This window comes from Pseudomonas sp. Pme6b (assembly GCF_058129925.1).
Genome location: NZ_CM176704.1, coordinates 3,844,955 through 3,863,406, shown reverse-complemented (window position 1 = coordinate 3,863,406; position 18,452 = coordinate 3,844,955). Strand labels below are relative to the sequence as shown.

Genomic DNA, 18,452 nt, shown 5'->3' with positions numbered 1-18,452 from the left:
GTCGTCCTGTTCCGAATTTTATTTAAGACTTTTCAACCATTTGTAGATGAAACTTCCCCCAAGTGAGGGACCTGCTGTCAGTAAAGCTCATGAAACAAATAGCGTCAGTACAAAGGTGTGCCAACTCTGATGCAATCGTTGCTCCAGAGCTTCTGCTTCCGGGTTTTGCCCAGTATTGGCGGGGGTTGATCTGTTCTTGATGACGTGAAAAAAATTTCTGTGACGGGTGGGCCTTTTTGACATGTGCGGGGTCACAGTCATGCGTCGTGCGAAATGTATGCGGGCGCTGATTACAGAAAGAGCGTCGCTCGCAGGCTTCAATTCGTAGGGTTCGTCAGAGGAGGTGTCATGACACAACGCAGGGCAATGCTCATTCTTCACGGTAAACAGGCGCTCAACGAAGACGTACGTGATGCCGTTGCAGACAAGCGCAAGCAGGGCTGGGAGCTGGACGTGAGGCTCACCTGGGAAGCTGGCGATGCCCAGCGCCTGGTTGGCGAAGCGCTGGCCGCCGGGCATCGGCATATCGTGGCGGGCGGTGGTGACGGTACCTTGCGAGATATCGCCGAGGCCCTGGCGCTGGCCGAAACACAAGCCAGCCTGACTATTTTGCCGCTGGGCACTGCCAACGATTTTGCCCGCGCAGCCGGGGTGCCTCTTGAGGTCTCCAAGGCTCTGCAACTGATGGACGTAGCACCGCGTGCCGTCGATCTGGGTGAAGTCGGCGGCAAACTGTTCCTCAACATGGCTACCGGCGGCTTTGGCAGTCAGGTAACGGCCAACACATCCGAAGACCTGAAAAAGGTATTGGGCGGCGCGGCCTATCTGTTTACCGGCCTGACAAGGTTCAGCGAATTGCATGCTGCCCACGGCGAACTCACCGGGCCGGATTTCCACTGGCGTGGAGACCTGCTGGCGCTGGGTATCGGCAATGGCCGGCAGGCAGGCGGTGGACACGAGCTGTGCCCGACCGCACTGGCCGATGACGGTCTGCTCGACATCAGTATCCTGCCCGCGCCTCAGGAAGTGGTCGGCACGCTGAGGAGTCTGCTGGAAGGCGGGCTGGGCATCGACAACATGTTCATTCGCGCGCGTTTGCCTTGGGTAGAACTCAAGTCGGCTCAGGGGCTGGACATCAACCTCGATGGTGAGCCGTTGTCTGGCGAGGACTTGCGCTTCGAAGCTCGGCCGGGCGCGCTTCAGGTGCATTTGCCGGCGGATTCTCCGGTGCTGAGCCGTGCACCGATGCTCAATCGTCCAGACTGATAATCCGCTCGCGAACGCAAAATAGTACCAGCCCGGCGACGTCGAATATCTGTAGCCGCTTCATGACCTGGGAGCGGTGGGTCTCGATGGTCTTGATGCTCAGTCCCAGGCCGACGGCAATCTCACGTGTGGACTTGCCGCGCACGATCAGACGCAGGATTTCCAGCTGGCGAGCGGTCAGGTGATACCGCTCCTTGGTCGCCTGGGCCCTGTCCGAGCGTGTTCCGCGCAGGGCGCGCTCGATAACGGTATGAGCGATGGCCGGGCTCAGGTAGCGTTCGTTGTTGCGCAGCGCTTCCAGTGCCTGTTCCAGTTCGGTCGCGGTGGTGTCCTTGAGCAGATAGCCGCGAGCCCCGATGTCGAGCGCACGTATGATCATGTCCGGATCGGTGTGCATCGACAGGATCAAGACCTTGCAATGTGGCTGTACTTTAAATAGTTGTTCAAGCGCCTCAAGGCCGTCGACGCTCTTCATCCAGATATCGAGCAGGATGATGTCGGGTTTGAGTCGCTGCGCCAGGCTCGACAACTGCGCGCCGTCCGCCGTTTCACCGATAATGGCGTAGCCCGGCATTTCTGCAACCAGCGCTCGCACGCCGGCTCTGATCAGGGAGTGGTCGTCGACCAGTAACAGATTGCAGGTCATTGTGGCTTCTTGTGTAAATGGGACCGCCGAGGCGTGCTTTCAGTCCCTGGTCAACCTTTAAGACGATTTGAAAGCAGTGAAGACAATAGGACGGAAAACCCTGACGTGACAACATCACTTCAATGACATTGCGTGTGTGATGCTCGACAGTCGAGCGTTATCGTTGGGTTGCATCCTTCACCGCTGCCGATTGCGAGGAAGCGCTGGCCAGCTTTTCCAACAGCTCCAGCTGTTCGTTGTTGTCCATCGTCAACTCACCCGTTTGCGGATCGAGAAGCTCGACCTGCCAGGACATCAGCATCAGGCAGTTTTTGACGGTCAGCAGGGTTTCCTGTGAGAGTTCATTGGCCTGGTCGCCGCTTTTCAATAATTGACACAGCTGACGTGAAAACTCGGCAATACAAGGCACAGGCGCGGCTTCCGCCTCCTGGGCCAGCGTGCGCAGGGTGGTCAGAAGGCAGCCGGTGGCGTCCTCGTCGTTGGGGATCAACTCCAGGTGCGAAAGACATTCTTCCGACTTGTACAGAAGTGCCTGAGAGGTGCTCAGGAACTGGTCGTGCTTATGCTGCCAATCGTTGTTGCTCAGCATCCTTTGTCTCCACTGATCATGGATAGCGAACTTCCGCCCGCGGCGAATGGCTGACAGTTAATGTCGATTTCAAACAAAAGTATGTAGGGCATTTCTGAATGTTGCCAGCGCCGCTTGATTACAAGGTTTGAAAAGCGGACACGAACCTGACGCCATTCTTGTATTGAGAATGGCGTCACAATAGTGGCAATTAGATGTCGATCATATCAGGTTATCCCCGATTGACTTTTTGTGCTTCTTTGATTTTTACCTTGAGCGACTGGGTATGTTCAGGCTTTTCCAGGACGCGCTCATCGTCGTATTTGTCTGGCAGGAAAGCGACACCAGTAAATCATGATGGTAAAGTGATATCAATACTGAGAATGGCCTTTCATCGCCATTAAGGTCCGGCTGGTTTCAGCCGATACAGGCTCAACAGACTCATCGTGACCATTGCTTCAGGAGCTAATAATGGCAGGCATTCTCGACACAGTAGATCAGCGCACACAACTGGTGGGCGAGAATCGCCTGGAAATCCTCATGTTTCGCCTTGCCGGTCGGCAATTGTTTGCGATCAACGTGTTCAAGGTCCAGGAAGTATTGCAGCTACCCAAGCTGACCCTCATGCCGCAACGCCACTCGTTCGTCTGTGGCGTAGTCAACCTGCGTGGCCAGACCCTGCCGGTGATCGACCTTTCCCAGGCCATTGGTATGCGGCCGCTGGTGCCGGGGCCTGGCAGCACGATCATCGTCACCGAGTACAATCGCTCGGTTCAGGCCTTCCTGGTCGGTGGTGTGGATCGCATCGTCAACATGAACTGGGACGCGATCATGCCGCCGCCGGCCAGCGCCGGTCGTCAGCATTACCTGACGGCGATCAGCAAGGTCGATGACCAACTGGTAGAAATCATCGACGTCGAAAAAGTACTTGCCGAGATCGTGCCGTACAACGCCAAGGTGTCCCGCGAGAAGCTCGAAGACCCGGTACTGGAAAATGCCCGTGGTCGTGAGGTGTTGCTGGTCGATGACTCCAAGGTGGCACTGGCGCAGTTGCGCGACACGCTGTCTCAATTGGGCCTCAAGCTGCACGTGGCCAGTGATGGTCTCAAGGCGTTGAACATGCTCAAGGGTTGGGCGGACGCGGGCGAGAACGTCCATGAAAAGCTGCTGATGGTATTCACCGATGCCGAAATGCCGGAAATGGACGGTTATCGCCTGACCACCGAGATTCGCAACGATCCGCGTTTGCGCAGTCTGTACATCGTTCTGCACACCTCGTTGTCCGGCAGCTTCAACGAATCGATGGTCAAGAAGGTCGGTTGCGACAACTTCCTCTCCAAATTCCAGCCCGACAAGCTGGTCGAAGTAGTGCGCGAACGTCTTTTGATGATTGGCTGATACCTCGCGCGATTGTTGATCGCGGATGCCTGCCGCTCCGGCTTCGGATAAGCTTCGATGTCTTCGTCAAAGCTTATCCCGCCATCAAAGGAACCGGCTCTCATGTTGCGTCTCAGCTCTCTCTATCGTTTCCCTCTCAAATCCTGCAAGGCGGAGACGCTGCAACGCGCGTCGTTCGACCAGTTGGGGTTGGCGGGGGACCGACGCTGGATGCTGGTCGACGAAAGCAACGGTCGGTTCTTCACTCAGCGCGCCCTGTCGCACATGTCCCAACTGACGGTGTTGTGGAATGCCCGCGGCGGTGTAACCCTTTCGGCACCCGGTTTCGAGCCTCTGGACGTCGCGGTTCCGCTGGATATCGAGTCAAACCTGCGCGGTGTGACAGTCTGGCGTGATTCGTTGCAGGTGCCGGACGCTGGCGATGTGGCAGCCGAATGGGTCAGCCGGTTTATTGGCAAGCCCACCCGCATGGTTTATCTGCCGGCAGAGCGTGCGCGCTGGCTGCCCGGGGGCTATCAGACGATTAACGATCGGGTGAGTTTTGCCGATGGCTTCCCGTTGCTGCTGATTGGTCAGGGCTCGCTCGATGACCTGTCGACCCGCCTGGGCAGGCCATTGGAAATGCTGCGCTTCAGACCCAATCTGGTGGTTGAAGGGGCCGAGGCCTTTGCCGAGGATGGCTGGAAGCGCATCCGTATCGGCGACATCGAATTCCAGCTACTCAAGCCTTGCGCGCGCTGCATTCTCACCACTATCGATCCCGCTACCGGCGAGCGCAGCCCGGATCGCGAACCCTTCGCCACGCTCAAGACCTATCGGGAAGTGGAGGGTAACGTGCTGTTTGGCCAGAACGTGGTCAACGAGGGGCTGGGCGAGCTTGAAGTGGGTATGCCGGTCGAAGTGCTGGAATAGGCGTTGCGTGGCGGCAGGAGTGCTCTGAGAAGCACTCCTGCCGACCGGTCACTGATCGTCGAAAAACCGCTCGTGCCAGTCAACCAGCGGCTGAGGCGAGTTGAGTTTCTGGCCATAGATCACCGAATAGGACAACACGTTCTGTACGTACTGGCGGGTTTCATCGAACGGTATGCTCTCTACCCAGACATCGAGGGCCAGGTGATTGGCACCTTTCAGCCATTGGCGTACGCGGCCTGGCCCGGCGTTGTAGGCGGCTGAAGCAAGCACGCGGTTGCCGTTGAACTGGGCATGCACCGAACTCAGGTAGGCGGCGCCCAGCTGAATGTTGGTGTCCGGGTCCAGCACCTGCTGCGGCGAGGCCAGCGGGATGCTGAACTTGCGGGCAGTTTCCTTGGCGGTGGCAGGCATCAACTGCATCAGCCCGCTGGCACCGACGCCCGAGCGAGCGTCATCCATGAAGGCGCTCTCCTGGCGCGTAATGGCGAATACCCAGCTTGAGTGCAGCCCACGCACCTTGGCTTCGCGTACCAGTGTGTCGCGATGGGCCATCGGGAAGCGGATGTCCAGATCATCCCAGTATTGCGCCTGGCTGATCGTGCGAATGGCCGGGAAATACCATTTCAGGTCGTAGGCCAGTTTGGCCTGGGCAACCATTTCGTCACGGTTGAACTGGCGGCTGACGTGATACCACTCGCGTCGTCCATCGACGATTTCGCCGCGATCATGAAACTCCAGCGCACGACGCACTCCAGGGGTATTGCGTACCTTGTTGATCAGCGCCTGGCTGAGCACCAGGGGCTTGTTGTTGAGCTGATAGGGGCTTTGTGTGCGATCGGCCGCCAGAAAACCGTAGAAGTCGCGTTCTTTGGCCACGTCCTTGTACAGAGCGGCAATCAGCGGGCTGTTGGGCTGCGCCAGTTCCAGAGAGCGGGCTTCCCAGTAACGCCAGCGATTGGTTGCAGCAAGGTCCTTGGGCAGTCGACGTGCCAGTTCGTAGGCATCTTCCCAGCGACCCAGCCGCAGCAGCAGACGCATACGCCACTCGGTAACCGTATTGTCGCGCAGCTCCGGGTCGTACCGGGTCATGACCTCCAGGGCGCGGTCGTCGTAGCGACGTGCCAGGGTCAGGCCGATTTCCTTGGCAATTTCCACCTGCTCTTCACGGGAGAAGTGCATGGTTGCCGCGTAGCCATCGAGCATCGACAGGGCTTTCTGCGGATCCTCCTTGGCCAGTCTGCGCAGGCCAAGGCCGACCACATCGGACATGGCTTCATCCACCGGCGCAAACTGCGCGGGGTTGTTGACCATTTCCGGCTTCTGGGCGACGGCCAGCAGCAGGCGTCCTTGCGGGGCCAGCGAGTTGAGACTGTTGACCAGTGTGTTGGCCAGGCTGTAATTGCGTGCCTGAGCGGCCAGTTTGGCCCGTTGCCAGCGTTTCTGCTCTGTCAACTGGCCTGCGGCTGCCCATTGCGCGAAAAAGCCGTCACAGGCGGCTGGCAGTGTCTTGCCGGTCATCCACAGTTTTTCTGCGCTGGCATAGCCTTCGGCACGCTTGTTGTTGCTCAACTGGTATTGGCCGTACAGGCAATCCAGTTCGACGAAATTCATTTTCGGGTCGTAGTACTTGACGAACGGTTGCCAGTCACCGCGTTCCGCCAGCCAGCGCAACCAGCGCAACTTCATCCAGTTGGCCTGTGGCAGGTCTCCATGCTCGGCAAGAAACTTCTCGATTTCCGCGTTGCTGGCAGTCTTCAGGCGCGCCGTCAGCTCGTCGTATTCGAGGTAGGGCTCCAGCGGATAATCGGCCAGCGCCGTGCTGTACATCTGATACGGGCCTGAATCGCCCTTGGCCAGCGCACGCTTGGCTTCGTCGTAATACTTGCGTTGTTGGTTGAGGTCTACCGCATGAGCAGTCTGGATGGCGGTGGTGGAGAGGAGCAGGCACGATAAAAAGCTGAACAAACGACTGCGCATGAGACTTCCGAGCAGATGAGTCGTGAAAAGTATTGCTAGCTTAGCCTTTTGCCAGCTCATGGTGAAAGCATTGCCGACGAGCTTGTCTCATATGGAAATAATTGTCGGTTATGAAGGGTATGTGGAAGTTGTCACGGGTGCCACGATTCCCGACATCCGCCGGTTATCTCAGGTAGAATGCGCGCCCGGTTTTTGGAGAAGCTCATGACCCTGCTCAAATTCAGCGATGTGTCCCTTGCTTTCGGCGCCATGCCGTTATTGGACAAGGTGTCCTGGCAGATCGCCCGTGGTGAGCGGGTGTGCATCATCGGCCGTAACGGCACAGGCAAATCCAGCATGTTGAAGCTGGTAAAAGGCGTTCAGAAGCCTGATGACGGGGCTGTCTGGCGTGCGCCCGGCCTCAAGATCGGCGAATTGCCCCAGGAATTGCCGGTAGCCGACGGACGGACTGTCTTCGACGTGGTGGCCGAAGGTCTGGATGGCGTCGGTGCGTTGCTGGCCGAATACCACCATCTGGCGCAGAACTGCGTCACCGAGGAAGACCTGAACAAGCTGATGCATGTTCAGCAGGACCTCGAAGCCCGTGATGGCTGGCGCCTGCAGCAACTGGTCGAGAGCACTCTCAGCCGCTTGCAGTTGCCTGCCGACAAGACCCTGGCCGAGTTGTCAGGTGGCTGGCGTCGCCGTGTTCTGCTGGCTCAGGCGCTGGTTTCCGAGCCGGATCTGCTGCTGCTCGACGAGCCGACCAACCACCTGGATATTGGCGCTATCGCCTGGCTTGAAGAAGCCCTCAAGGATTTCCAGGGTGCGGTGCTGTTCATCACGCACGACCGGGCATTCCTGCAAAACCTTGCGACCCGTATTCTTGAGCTGGACCGCGGTGGCCTGATCGACTGGGACGGCGATTACGCCAGTTTTCTGGTCCACAAGGAAGCCGCACTGGCAGCCGAAGAGACTGCCAACGCACTGTTCGACAAGCGTCTGGCTCAGGAAGAGGTCTGGATCCGGCAGGGCATCAAGGCTCGTCGTACCCGTAACGAAGGCCGCGTGCGTGCCCTGAAGGAGCTGCGTGTAGAGCGTAGCGAGCGCCGTGAGCGTACCGGCAAGGCCAATATCCAGCTCGATACTGCCGAAAAGTCCGGCAAGCAGGTCATGGTTCTCGACAACGTCAGCTTTGCCCATCCGGGTGGCCCGATGTTGATCAAGGATTTCTCCATGGTCCTGCAGCGCGAAGACCGTATCGGTCTGCTCGGCGCGAACGGCACCGGCAAGACCACATTGCTCAAGCTGATGCTCGACAACCTGCAGCCGACCGGTGGCAAGGTTGAAGTCGGTACGCGTCTCGATGTGGCCTATTTCGACCAGTTGCGTCACCAGCTCGACCTGGAAAAGACCGTGATCGACAACGTTGCCGAGGGGCGTGACTTCATCGACATCGATGGCCAGAGCCGTCATGTCCTGAGTTACCTGGGTGACTTCCTGTTCAGCCCGCAACGTGCCCGCACGCCAGTCAAGGCGCTGTCCGGTGGCGAGCGTGCCCGTCTGTTGCTGGCCAAGCTGTTCAGCAAGCCTGCCAACCTGCTGGTGCTCGACGAACCGACCAACGACCTGGACGTCGAAACTCTGGAGCTGCTCGAAGAGGTCTTGCTGACCTTCAAGGGCACCGTGCTGATGGTCAGTCACGACCGGGCATTCCTGGACAACGTCGTCACCAGCACGCTGGTGTTCGAAGGTGAAGGCAAGGTTCGCGAATACGTCGGTGGTTATCAGGACTGGCTGCGTCAGGGCGGTTCGCCGCGTCTTCTGGGTGTTGCCGACACCAAGTCGGGCAAGGCCGAACTGGCCAGCGCTGTGGTGCAGGCCGCACCGGTTGCCGCGCAGGACATGCCGGTCGCCAAGAAGAAGCTTAGCTACAAACTTCAGCGCGAGCTGGAGGCGCTGCCTGCACAGATCGATGAGGTTGAAGGCAAGATGGCCGTCCTGACTGCAGAAATGGCCGAGCCGGGCTTTTACCAGCGTTCTGCGGAACAGACTGCTGCCGTGCTGGCGCAGCTGGAAAACCTGCAGGCCGAGCTGGACAAGCTGCTGGAGCGCTGGGCCGAACTGGACGAGTGATCGCTGACGCGTTCGTGTGATGCAAAAAAGCCCGGGTAACCGGGCTTTTCGATGTAGCAGGTCAGATTACTCGGGCTTTTTAAGGCTCACTGCCAGCACATCGCACGGAGCACCGTGCAGGACGTCGTTGGCGGTGGAGCCAAGCAACAAGGCCAGGCCATGGCGGCCATGGCTGCCGACAACGATCAGGTCGCAAGCTTCGCTCTTGGCCAGCTTGTGGATTTCCTGTCGTGGCTGACCAAACACCATATGGCTTTCACTGTTTTCCAGCTGCGGGTACTTGAGTTTGAGCTTTCCGAGCTTTTCCCTGGCCTGATCGATCTGTTGTTGTTGCAATTGCGAAAGGTCCATCGGGACATCACCGCCAAATGCCATGGCGATTGGCTCGACGATGTGCACCACTGACAGTTTTGCTTCGCTGGCCTTGGCCAGCAAGCTGGCGCGACGGATGACCGGGTCACACTCATCGGTGAGGTCGATGGCAACCAGAATGTGTTCGTACGGCATGAGGGTGTCCTCCGGGAACATTGCGATGGTGGGAGTATGGCTCTTTCGTTCGCATCTGGGCAGACCCTTGTGCAAGCCATTGTTTTCAAAAATGTTGTGAGAAGTCCGAAATCGGCTTGGGGGCAAGAAATATGACGGTCTGGATAGTCCTGTCAATCATTGGTGTGATGCTGAGCCCGCTTGTGTGGTTGCGCCCGTCGCGTCATCAGAGCGGCAGGATGGCATTGCGCATGGAGGCGCGCCGTCTGGGAATGGGTATGCAGCTTGCCCCGCAAGAGTGGCCGCACTGGCTGACGAAAGAGCCGCCAAGCCCTTGCGCGCAGTACCATCGCCCGCGGCTGGGCTCGCATGCAGATGCCTGGGTTTACTGGCAGAGCGAGCCGGGCGTCTGGCGCAACCGCTGGCGTGAGGTCTGCGAAGATCCAAAGCTGCTGCCTCATCTGCAGACGTTGCCCGCAGATGCCTACAAGGTCGAAGCTGACGGGCAGATGGTTGCCGTGTACTGGGCGGAGCGGGGCGAGGCAGAAGTGTTGCAGCGTATTGATAAGCTGCTCAGGGAATTGGCCTGAGCCTGACTCTCAGGCATTAAATCGCAGGCATTAAAAAGCCCGATAACAACATCGGGCCGGGGTTGGCCAGGCAGGCCGATAATTCGTCGCGTGCCGACAGGCTTTCACCGCCATGTCGGCCTTCGCTGTTGCGCACCCGCAAATCAGCTGCATTGCGAGCCTCTTGTGGCGCAGTGTTGCGACTCTAGCCCTTTTGCTCCATTTTGTCGCGATTCCTGCAAATATTTTTTGTATGTGCCCTCAGGCGGTGCGTCCGCACCTGATTTTCCTGGCCTACAGCTGTCTCGTGTCACGCTCTCTAGATCAGGCTACAGCACCTGAGTTCGGCTACTATCACGCTGGCGAATGATGGCGGATCGCACACAGGCGTGGGCATTATGGAGTGCCTGCATATTCCCGCGAAAACGAATATTTTCGAGTGTTTAGTCGAATTGACAATCTCTCGGTTATGCCTGATGGTGTGCGTACCCAAATCAAACGGGCGTATGAAATGATCGTTTGGTCGTCAGAAGGCTCTGACAGAATCCTGGCTACCACGTCGCGGCGGGTAAACGTGTGATTTGGCGAGTTCATCGACGGCGACGTCGTAGCCCCGTCGGACATTAATGTCCGGCGGGTATTGTTCAGCTTCCATATTGTGGAGATCAGTTGATGATTTACGAAGGTAAAGCCATCACGGTTAAGGCTCTTGAAAGTGGCATCGTCGAATTGAATTTCGATCTCAAGGGTGAGTCCGTCAACAAGTTCAACCGCCTCACCCTCAATGAATTGCGTCAGGCAGTCGATGCAATCAAGGCCGATGCCTCGGTCAAGGGCGTGATCGTCAGCAGTGGCAAGGACGTGTTCATCGTCGGTGCCGACATCACCGAGTTCGTCGACAACTTCAAGTTGCCGGAAGCCGAACTGGTTGCGGGCAATCTGCAAGCCAACAGGATTTTCAGCGATTTCGAAGATCTGGGCGTGCCCACCGTTGTCGCTATCAACGGCATTGCGCTGGGCGGCGGTCTGGAAATGTGCCTGGCCGCAGACTATCGGGTCATCTCCAGCAGTGCTCGCATCGGTCTGCCCGAAGTCAAGCTGGGCCTATACCCTGGTTTCGGCGGTACTGTGCGTTTGCCGCGCATCATCGGTGCTGACAACGCAATCGAATGGATCGCGTCAGGCAAGGAAAGCTCCGCAGAGGATGCTCTGAAGGTTGGTGCCGTTGATGCGGTAGTTGCACCCGAGAAGCTTCAGGCCGCGGCCCTTGACCTGATTCAGCGCGCCATTTCCGGCGAGCTCGACTACAAGGCCAAGCGCCAGCCCAAGCTGGACAAGCTCAAGCTCAATGCCATCGAGCAAATGATGGCATTCGAAACCGCCAAAGGTTTTGTCGCAGGTCAGGCCGGACCGAACTATCCGGCACCGGTCGAGGCCATCAAGACCATCCAGAAAGCCGCCAATTTCGGTCGTGACAAGGCGCTGGAAATCGAAGCCGCCGGTTTCGTGAAAATGGCCAAGACATCTGCTGCGCAGAGCCTTATCGGCCTGTTTCTGAACGATCAGGAACTGAAAAAGAAAGCCAAGGGCTACGACGCAGTCGCCAAGGAAGTGAAACAGGCCGCCGTACTGGGCGCCGGGATCATGGGCGGCGGCATTGCCTATCAGTCGGCAGTCAAGGGCACGCCCATCCTGATGAAGGACATCCGCGAAGAAGCCATTCAGCTGGGTCTGAACGAAGCCTCCAAACTGCTTGGCGGCCGTCTGGAAAAAGGCCGTCTGACTGCGGCGAAGATGGCCGAAGCGCTTAACGCGATTCGTCCTACGCTTTCCTACGGCGATTTCGGCAACGTCGACCTGGTGGTCGAAGCGGTTGTCGAAAACCCGAAGGTCAAGCAGGCGGTACTGGCGGAAGTCGAAGCCAACGTGGGTGAGCACACCATTCTGGCGTCCAACACTTCGACCATCTCGATCAGCTTGCTGGCCAAGGCCCTCAAGCGTCCGGAAAACTTCGTCGGCATGCACTTCTTCAACCCGGTGCACATGATGCCGCTGGTGGAAGTGATCCGTGGCGAGAAGTCCAGCGAAGAAGCGGTCGCCACGACCGTTGCCTACGCCAGGAAAATGGGCAAGAACCCGATTGTGGTCAACGACTGCCCGGGCTTTCTGGTCAACCGCGTACTGTTTCCGTACTTCGGCGGTTTTGCCAGGCTGGTCAGCGCAGGCGTGGATTTCGTGCGCATCGACAAGGTCATGGAGAAATTCGGCTGGCCGATGGGGCCTGCCTACCTGATGGACGTTGTCGGTATCGACACCGGCCACCATGGCCGTGATGTCATGGCCGAAGGTTTCCCTGACCGGATGAAGGATGATCGCCGCTCTGTGGTTGACGCGCTGTATGAAGCCAAACGTCTGGGACAGAAGAACGGCAAGGGCTTCTACGCCTACGAGACCGACAAGAAGGGCAAGCCCAAGAAGGTCAATGACCCGGCTGTGCTGGATGTGCTCAAGCCGATCGTCTACGAACAGCGTGAAGTGAGCGATGAAGACATCATCAACTGGATGATGATCCCGTTGTGCCTGGAAACGGTTCGCTGCCTGGAAGACGGCATCGTCGAAACCGCTGCCGAAGCCGACATGGGCCTGATCTACGGTATTGGTTTCCCTCCATTCCGTGGCGGTGCGCTGCGCTACATCGACTCCATCGGTGTTGCCGAATTCGTTGCCCTGGCTGACCAATACGCCGAGCTGGGTGCCCTGTATCAACCGACCGCGAAGCTGCGTGAAATGGCCAGTAAAGGCCAGAGCTTCTTCGGTCAAGCGTCTTCCGAGGAATGAACGAATGAGCCTTAATCCAAGAGACGTCGTGATTGTCGACTTCGGTCGTACCCCGATGGGTCGCTCCAAGGGCGGCATGCACCGTAACACCCGTGCTGAAGACATGTCCGCGCATTTGATCAGCAAATTGCTCGAGCGCAACAACAAGGTTGATCCGGCTGAAGTCGAGGACGTGATCTGGGGCTGTGTCAACCAGACCCTGGAGCAGGGTTGGAACATCGCGCGCATGGCGTCATTGCTGACCCAGATCCCGCACACTTCGGCTGCGCAGACAGTAAGCCGTCTGTGTGGTTCGTCCATGAGCGCGCTGCACACCGCTGCGCAGGCGATCATGACCAACAACGGTGACGTGTTCGTCATCGGTGGTGTGGAGCACATGGGCCACGTCAGCATGATGCATGGCGTGGACCCGAACCCGCACATGTCCCTGCACGCTGCCAAAGCCTCCGGAATGATGGGCCTGACCGCTGAAATGCTCGGCAAAATGCATGGCATCACCCGCGAGCAGCAGGATGCCTTCGGCCTGCGTTCCCACCAGTTGGCCCACAAGGCGACGCTGGAAGGCAAGTTCAAGGATGAGATCATCCCGATGCAGGGGTATGACGAGAACGGCTTCCTCAAGGTCTTTGACTACGATGAGACCATTCGTCCGGACACCACCCTGGAAAGTCTCGCCGCGCTCAAGCCGGCGTTCAATCCAAAAGGTGGCACCGTGACTGCCGGTACGTCCTCGCAGATCACTGACGGTGCGTCGTGCATGATTGTCATGTCGGCGCAGCGCGCCCAGGACCTCGGTATCCAGCCTCTGGCGGTGATTCGCTCGATGGCCGTGGCCGGTGTCGACCCAGCGATCATGGGCTATGGTCCGGTTCCGGCAACTCAGAAAGCGCTCAAGCGTGCAGGCCTGACGATCGCCGATATCGACTTCATCGAGCTCAACGAAGCCTTCGCTGCACAGGCCTTGCCGGTGTTGAAAGATTTGAAAGTGCTCGACAAGATGAACGAGAAGGTTAACCTGCACGGCGGCGCCATCGCTCTGGGTCATCCGTTTGGGTGTTCCGGCGCGCGCATCTCCGGCACCTTGCTCAATGTCATGAAGCAAAATCGCGGCACCTTCGGTGTGTCTACCATGTGTATTGGTCTGGGGCAGGGCATCGCGACCGTTTTCGAACGCGTCTGATTCCTGTGTGTGATGCGAGCCGGGGCTTGGTGCCCCGGCTTTTGTTTTTTGAAAAAAAGGTTTCTTCAGCCAAATTTTTTGAACGTGTTTACAAGAGGACCGCAGCATGCAACTGCAACCAGGGCTCTATCGCCATTACAAAGGCCCGCAGTACCGGGTTTTCAGTGTTGCCAGGCATTCCGAAACCGAAGAGGAAGTCGTGTTCTATCAGGCTCTGTACGGCGATTTCGGGATGTGGGTGCGTCCCTTGAGCATGTTTCTGGAGTCGGTCGAGGTTGACGGCGAGCACGTCCCGCGCTTTGCTCTGGTTGAGGCTGAACCCAGCCTGTTTCACCAACGTGAGAAGGAATTGCACAACAGGCTGTGCTTGACCTCACCTTGTAGCCACTATATATAGCGTGGCCTTTACAAGCTCCTCACTGTCTTTCATCTAGTTATTCAGGAATTTTCTGATCCATGGGCAAATCGCTGGTCATCGTGGAATCCCCGGCTAAGGCCAAGACCATCAACAAGTATTTGGGCAACCAGTACGTGGTGAAGTCGAGTATCGGCCATATCCGAGACCTGCCCACCAGCGGTTCGGCTAGTGCCGCCAAAGACCCTGCCGCCAAGCGTGGCAAGGCTGCTGCGGGCGAGGGCCCGGTACTGACGCCTAAAGAAAAGGCGCAGCGCCAGCTGGTCTCGCGCATGGGAGTCGATCCGGAACATGGCTGGAAGGCCAAGTACGAGATCCTTCCTGGCAAGGAAAAGGTCATTGAAGAGCTGCGCAAGCTCGCCAAGGATGCCGACACCATCTATCTCGCGACGGACTTGGACCGCGAAGGGGAAGCCATTGCCTGGCACCTGCGCGAAGCCATCGGCGGGGATGACAGCCGCTACAAGCGCGTGGTGTTCAACGAGATCACCAAGAAAGCCATTCAGGAAGCGTTTTCCAAGCCAGGCGAGCTGGACATTGCCCGGGTCAACGCTCAGCAGGCGCGTCGTTTCCTTGACCGCGTCGTAGGCTACATGGTCTCGCCGCTGCTCTGGCAGAAAGTGGCCCGTGGTTTGTCTGCCGGTCGTGTGCAGTCGGTTGCGGTGAAGCTGGTGGTGGAGCGTGAGCGTGAAATTCGCGCGTTCAACCCTGAAGAATACTGGGAAATCCACGCCGATCTGGGCACCGCCAAAGGCGCCAATGGGCGGTTCGAAGTGGCGCGTGAAAACGGCGAAGCGTTCAAACCGCTGAACGAAACCCAGGCCATGGTAGCCCTTGAAAAGCTCAAGGCGTCCAGCTACAGCATCGTCAAGCGTGAAGACAAGCCGACCAGCAGCAAGCCCTCGGCGCCGTTCATCACCTCGACCCTGCAGCAGGCGGCGAGCAATCGCCTGGGCTTCGGCGTCAAGAAGACCATGATGATGGCACAGCGCTTGTATGAGGCTGGCTACATCACTTATATGCGTACCGACTCGACCAATCTATCGGCCGACGCGGTAAGCATGGCGCGTGACTACATCGAAACCGAGTTCGGCAAGAAGTACCTGCCGGAATCGCCTAACGTCTACAGCAGCAAGGAAGGCGCGCAAGAGGCTCACGAAGCGATTCGACCTTCCGACGTCAACACCCACCCGAGCAAGCTTGCCGGGATGGAGCGTGACGCCGAGCGCCTTTACGAGTTGATCTGGCGTCAGTTCGTGGCTTGCCAGATGCTGCCTGCACAATACCTGTCGACCACTGTCACGGTCGCCGCAAGCGACTTCGAGCTGCGCGCCAAGGGCCGCATCCTCAAGTTCGACGGCTATACCCGTGCGTTGCCACAGATGGCCAAGCCGGGCGATGACGACGTTTTGCCGGACATGGCGCAGGGCGAAGCGCTGAAGCTGAACAAGCTCGACCCCAGCCAGCACTTCACCAAGCCGCCAGCGCGTTATTCCGAAGCCAGTCTGGTCAAGGAAATGGAAAAGCGCGGTATCGGTCGCCCGTCGACCTACGCCGCGATCATTTCGACCATTCAGGACCGTGGCTACGTGGCGCTGCACAATCGCCGCTTTTACTCGGAAAAAATGGGTGACATCGTCACCGGACGTCTGTCCGAAAGCTTTTCCAACCTGATGGACTATGGCTTTACCGCCGGGATGGAAGAAAACCTCGACGACGTGGCTCAGGGTGAGCGCGACTGGAAAAGCGTCCTGGACGAGTTCTACGGTGATTTCCGTAAAAAGCTCGACGTGGCCGAGGCCGCTGATGGCGGCATGCGTGCCAACCAGCCGGTGATGACCGATATCCCGTGCAAGGTATGCGGCCGCCCGATGCAGATTCGCACCGCCTCGACGGGTGTGTTTCTGGGGTGCTCCGGCTACAGCCTGCCGCCCAAGGAACGCTGCAAGGCGACTGTCAATCTGACCCCCGGCGACGAAATTGCCGACGATGACGAGGGCGAGTCCGAGTCGCGGGTTCTGCGCGGGAAACATCGCTGCCCGATCTGTAGCACGGCGATGGACGCGTATCTGCTCGACGAAAAGCACAAACTGCACATATGCGGCAACAACCCCGATTGCACAGGTTACGAGATCGAGGAAGGCACTTACCGGATCAAAGGCTACGAAGGCCCGAGTCTGGAATGCGACAAGTGCGGCAGCGAAATGCAGCTCAAGACCGGTCGTTTCGGCAAGTTCTTCGGCTGTACCAATCCGGAGTGCAAGAACACCCGCAAGCTGCTGAAAAGCGGCGACGCAGCACCACCGAAGATGGACCCGGTGAAGATGCCGGAGCTCAAGTGCGACAAGGTCGACGACACCTACATTCTGCGTGACGGCGCTTCGGGCCTGTTCCTGGCTGCCAGCCAGTTCCCGAAAAACCGTGAAACCCGTGCCCCGCTGGTTATCGAGATCGCGCCGCACAAGGACGAAATCGATCCCAAGTACCACTTCCTTTGCGAAGCGCCGAAGAAGGATCCGGACGGTCGTCCAACAGTGATCCGTTACAGTCGCAAGACCAAAGAGCAGTATGTCCAGACCGAAGTAGAGGGCAAGCCTACGGGCTGGCGTGCGTTCTACGACGGCAGCGCCTGGAAGGTTGAAGACAAGCGTTGATCGCAAGCGCCCGACGCAAACGTGTCGGGCGCTGTTTTCGACAGGCACGGCCTGCGGTGCCAGACTGATCCGGCGCCACAGGCTATGCTGTCCTCTATCCCATTGTTATGGAGAGTCTCGCCATGGCTCATGAGCTCTATACCCGTACCAACCAGAAGATCTATTTCGCAGGGCTTGCGCTCGACGCGTTGGGGAAGGCGGAGAAGGGGCAGGCGGTGAACGCGCCTGCATTGTTGCAGGCCGAGCGTGAGTCCGCCTTGTTTCATCTGTATGGCGCGCTGCTCGGCTTGTGCCACGAGATCGCGGGGTTCTACCGACTGCCGCAGGCCGGCTCGCGTCGTGCGGAGGACTTGTTGACTCAGGAAGTGCTGAACGCCATAGCAATTCCCGAAATGGCCGAGTTGGTTGAGCTTGCCCAGAACCGCCAGACATGGCTGGCTCAGTTGCTGACGGCCTATAACGCGTTGTATGAGCCGCCGCGTGCACCGAAAAAGCTCAAGGGTGACGTCACGCAGCCGATGATACAGGCTGTGAACCTGGACGCTGAGCCGGAGTCTGAACTGACACGTGAAGAGCTCGAAAACTGGCGTCAGCAACTCAAAGGGTTGGCCATCCGTTTTCGTGAAGGCCTGAGCGAGTGCTGAAAACCAATGAAGTGCAGGCTGGCAGGCTGTTACAATGCCCGCCTCTTGCGGAGTAACTGTAATGCCTACCTCTTTCCTGGAAATTGTCGAACTGCCTGACGGACGTATTGAACTGCGTCGTGCCGATGACGAGGGTTCTCTGGTGACGCTTGATTTCTCTGCGGATGCCAAAGCGTTCATGCAAGGTCAGCATGTTGAAGTCGCCAAGGCCATGTTGAGTGTGGGCGTACAGATGGCTGGCCGTCTGGCTGAGGGCGAAGTCGAGAAGGATGACGTGCCCCACGTCCTGCACTGATCGACGACCGGGCTTTTTAGCCCAGCCGGATGTTCAGGCTCTGTGCTTCCCCGATTTTTGCAGCACTGATCAATTGCTGACGCGCTGCGGTGCCAAGTGGATTGATCCAGCTCACAACCGTATGGCTACGGCCAAGTCTGAGTGCTTCGCGAGTCAGCTCCAGTACACTTTGTGTGCCGCGCGGCTCCAGTAGCAGAATCCGTTCCCTGTTGAGTCCTGCATCGCGCAACCAGGTCTGGGTCAGGCTTGAGGGTGGCGCAATCAGCGTCAGCCAGCGTGCGTCGATTTCTTCGCTCAGTTCCCGAAGGATAGGGGCCAGAAGGTTCAGGCAGTTCCCGGCGGCGCCGCGCAAAGACAGTTCACTGAAGAGTTCTGGCTCGTTGCCCCAGGGTGTTTCGACTGCATCGGCAAGCAGCGGGGCGATGGGCTGAGCCAGAAACGCCTCGAACAGTGGCAATTGTGAATGCGGTGCTTGATGGAACTGCATAA

Annotated in this window: 16 protein-coding genes; 11 read left to right on the top strand and 5 right to left on the bottom strand. The window is 58.3% G+C overall.

Annotated elements, in window-relative coordinates:
• Nucleotides 1-348 precede the first annotated feature (348 nt).
• Nucleotides 349-1,266, top strand: coding sequence for a lipid kinase YegS (gene yegS / locus AC4ANE_RS17445; protein ID WP_002554118.1), 918 nt, complete (start codon nucleotides 349-351; stop codon nucleotides 1,264-1,266).
• Here yegS and AC4ANE_RS17440 read toward each other — a convergent pair.
• Both AC4ANE_RS17440 and AC4ANE_RS17435 read right to left on the bottom strand, forming a co-directional pair.
• The gene (locus AC4ANE_RS17440) at nucleotides 1,250-1,912 is read right to left on the bottom strand and encodes a response regulator (protein ID WP_460408431.1); all 663 of its coding nucleotides are present in this window, start codon (nucleotides 1,910-1,912) and stop codon (nucleotides 1,250-1,252) included. The genes yegS and AC4ANE_RS17440 overlap by 17 nt on opposite strands.
• 157 nt (nucleotides 1,913-2,069) lie before the next feature.
• Complete coding sequence (locus AC4ANE_RS17435; protein WP_002554116.1) at nucleotides 2,070-2,501, bottom strand: hypothetical protein; 432 nt, start codon at nucleotides 2,499-2,501, stop codon at nucleotides 2,070-2,072.
• Between the two features lie 450 nt (nucleotides 2,502-2,951).
• Between AC4ANE_RS17435 and AC4ANE_RS17430 the strand changes: the two genes are divergently transcribed.
• Nucleotides 2,952-3,878, top strand: a complete 927-nt coding sequence (locus AC4ANE_RS17430) for a chemotaxis protein CheV (RefSeq protein WP_002554114.1) — start codon at nucleotides 2,952-2,954, stop codon at nucleotides 3,876-3,878.
• Between the two features lie 102 nt (nucleotides 3,879-3,980).
• Nucleotides 3,981-4,790, top strand: coding sequence for an MOSC domain-containing protein (locus AC4ANE_RS17425; RefSeq protein WP_005732645.1), 810 nt, complete (start codon nucleotides 3,981-3,983; stop codon nucleotides 4,788-4,790).
• A 48-nt stretch (nucleotides 4,791-4,838) separates the two neighbouring features.
• Here AC4ANE_RS17425 and AC4ANE_RS17420 read toward each other — a convergent pair whose 3' ends face one another.
• Complete coding sequence (locus tag AC4ANE_RS17420) at nucleotides 4,839-6,767, bottom strand: transglycosylase SLT domain-containing protein (RefSeq protein ID WP_460408430.1); 1,929 nt, start codon at nucleotides 6,765-6,767, stop codon at nucleotides 4,839-4,841.
• A 204-nt stretch (nucleotides 6,768-6,971) separates the two neighbouring features.
• On the opposite strand from AC4ANE_RS17420, the gene AC4ANE_RS17415 reads away from it, so the two are divergent.
• Nucleotides 6,972-8,882 carry an ATP-binding cassette domain-containing protein gene (locus AC4ANE_RS17415; protein WP_002554111.1) on the top strand — a complete coding sequence of 637 codons (1,911 nt, stop codon included), beginning with the start codon at nucleotides 6,972-6,974 and terminating at the stop codon, nucleotides 8,880-8,882.
• Between the two features lie 66 nt (nucleotides 8,883-8,948).
• On the opposite strand, the gene AC4ANE_RS17410 is transcribed toward AC4ANE_RS17415, so the two are convergent.
• A complete protein-coding gene (locus AC4ANE_RS17410; protein WP_002554110.1) occupies nucleotides 8,949-9,389 on the bottom strand; it encodes a universal stress protein in 441 nt (146 codons plus the stop codon).
• Between the two features lie 131 nt (nucleotides 9,390-9,520).
• On the opposite strand from AC4ANE_RS17410, the gene AC4ANE_RS17405 reads away from it, so the two are divergent.
• The 7 genes from AC4ANE_RS17405 (at nucleotide 9,521) to AC4ANE_RS17375 (ending at nucleotide 17,963) form a co-directional block, all read left to right on the top strand.
• Nucleotides 9,521-9,958 (top strand): hypothetical protein, encoded by a 438-nt coding sequence (locus AC4ANE_RS17405; RefSeq protein ID WP_002554109.1) that lies wholly within the window; start codon nucleotides 9,521-9,523, stop codon nucleotides 9,956-9,958.
• A gap of 651 nt (nucleotides 9,959-10,609) precedes the next feature.
• Nucleotides 10,610-12,775, top strand: a complete 2,166-nt coding sequence (gene fadB / locus AC4ANE_RS17400) for a fatty acid oxidation complex subunit alpha FadB (protein WP_002554107.1) — start codon at nucleotides 10,610-10,612, stop codon at nucleotides 12,773-12,775.
• A 4-nt stretch (nucleotides 12,776-12,779) separates the two neighbouring features.
• Nucleotides 12,780-13,955: an acetyl-CoA C-acyltransferase FadA gene (gene fadA, locus AC4ANE_RS17395; RefSeq protein WP_002554106.1), complete on the top strand. Its 1,176-nt coding sequence runs from the start codon at nucleotides 12,780-12,782 to the stop codon at nucleotides 13,953-13,955.
• 106 nt (nucleotides 13,956-14,061) lie between these two features.
• Nucleotides 14,062-14,352 carry a DUF1653 domain-containing protein gene (locus tag AC4ANE_RS17390; protein WP_002554105.1) on the top strand — a complete coding sequence of 97 codons (291 nt, stop codon included), beginning with the start codon at nucleotides 14,062-14,064 and terminating at the stop codon, nucleotides 14,350-14,352.
• Nucleotides 14,353-14,411: 59 nt separating this feature from the next.
• Entirely contained in the window at nucleotides 14,412-17,024 is a 2,613-nt protein-coding gene (gene topA, locus AC4ANE_RS17385; protein ID WP_002554104.1) for a type I DNA topoisomerase, read from the top strand.
• 122 nt (nucleotides 17,025-17,146) lie between these two features.
• The gene (locus tag AC4ANE_RS17380) at nucleotides 17,147-17,668 is read left to right on the top strand and encodes a DUF6586 family protein (RefSeq protein ID WP_002554103.1); all 522 of its coding nucleotides are present in this window, start codon (nucleotides 17,147-17,149) and stop codon (nucleotides 17,666-17,668) included.
• A 61-nt stretch (nucleotides 17,669-17,729) separates the two neighbouring features.
• The gene (locus AC4ANE_RS17375; RefSeq protein WP_002554102.1) at nucleotides 17,730-17,963 is read left to right on the top strand and encodes a hypothetical protein; all 234 of its coding nucleotides are present in this window, start codon (nucleotides 17,730-17,732) and stop codon (nucleotides 17,961-17,963) included.
• Between the two features lie 16 nt (nucleotides 17,964-17,979).
• On the opposite strand, the gene sulA is transcribed toward AC4ANE_RS17375, so the two are convergent.
• Nucleotides 17,980-18,450 (bottom strand): SOS-induced cell division inhibitor SulA, encoded by a 471-nt coding sequence (sulA, locus tag AC4ANE_RS17370; RefSeq protein WP_002554101.1) that lies wholly within the window; start codon nucleotides 18,448-18,450, stop codon nucleotides 17,980-17,982.
• Nucleotides 18,451-18,452: the final 2 nt, after the last annotated feature.

What these genes read in the sequence shown, in the direction of transcription:
- yegS (WP_002554118.1), top strand. Translation starts at nt 349, where the DNA reads ATGACACAACGCAGGGCAATGCTCATTCTTCACGGTAAACAGGCGCTC.
- AC4ANE_RS17440 (WP_460408431.1), bottom strand. Translation starts at nt 1,912, where the DNA reads ATGACCTGCAATCTGTTACTGGTCGACGACCACTCCCTGATCAGAGCC.
- AC4ANE_RS17435 (WP_002554116.1), bottom strand. Translation starts at nt 2,501, where the DNA reads ATGCTGAGCAACAACGATTGGCAGCATAAGCACGACCAGTTCCTGAGC.
- AC4ANE_RS17430 (WP_002554114.1), top strand. Translation starts at nt 2,952, where the DNA reads ATGGCAGGCATTCTCGACACAGTAGATCAGCGCACACAACTGGTGGGC.
- AC4ANE_RS17425 (WP_005732645.1), top strand. Translation starts at nt 3,981, where the DNA reads ATGTTGCGTCTCAGCTCTCTCTATCGTTTCCCTCTCAAATCCTGCAAG.
- AC4ANE_RS17420 (WP_460408430.1), bottom strand. Translation starts at nt 6,767, where the DNA reads ATGCGCAGTCGTTTGTTCAGCTTTTTATCGTGCCTGCTCCTCTCCACC.
- AC4ANE_RS17415 (WP_002554111.1), top strand. Translation starts at nt 6,972, where the DNA reads ATGACCCTGCTCAAATTCAGCGATGTGTCCCTTGCTTTCGGCGCCATG.
- AC4ANE_RS17410 (WP_002554110.1), bottom strand. Translation starts at nt 9,389, where the DNA reads ATGCCGTACGAACACATTCTGGTTGCCATCGACCTCACCGATGAGTGT.
- AC4ANE_RS17405 (WP_002554109.1), top strand. Translation starts at nt 9,521, where the DNA reads ATGACGGTCTGGATAGTCCTGTCAATCATTGGTGTGATGCTGAGCCCG.
- fadB (WP_002554107.1), top strand. Translation starts at nt 10,610, where the DNA reads ATGATTTACGAAGGTAAAGCCATCACGGTTAAGGCTCTTGAAAGTGGC.
- fadA (WP_002554106.1), top strand. Translation starts at nt 12,780, where the DNA reads ATGAGCCTTAATCCAAGAGACGTCGTGATTGTCGACTTCGGTCGTACC.
- AC4ANE_RS17390 (WP_002554105.1), top strand. Translation starts at nt 14,062, where the DNA reads ATGCAACTGCAACCAGGGCTCTATCGCCATTACAAAGGCCCGCAGTAC.
- topA (WP_002554104.1), top strand. Translation starts at nt 14,412, where the DNA reads ATGGGCAAATCGCTGGTCATCGTGGAATCCCCGGCTAAGGCCAAGACC.
- AC4ANE_RS17380 (WP_002554103.1), top strand. Translation starts at nt 17,147, where the DNA reads ATGGCTCATGAGCTCTATACCCGTACCAACCAGAAGATCTATTTCGCA.
- AC4ANE_RS17375 (WP_002554102.1), top strand. Translation starts at nt 17,730, where the DNA reads ATGCCTACCTCTTTCCTGGAAATTGTCGAACTGCCTGACGGACGTATT.
- sulA (WP_002554101.1), bottom strand. Translation starts at nt 18,450, where the DNA reads ATGCAGTTCCATCAAGCACCGCATTCACAATTGCCACTGTTCGAGGCG.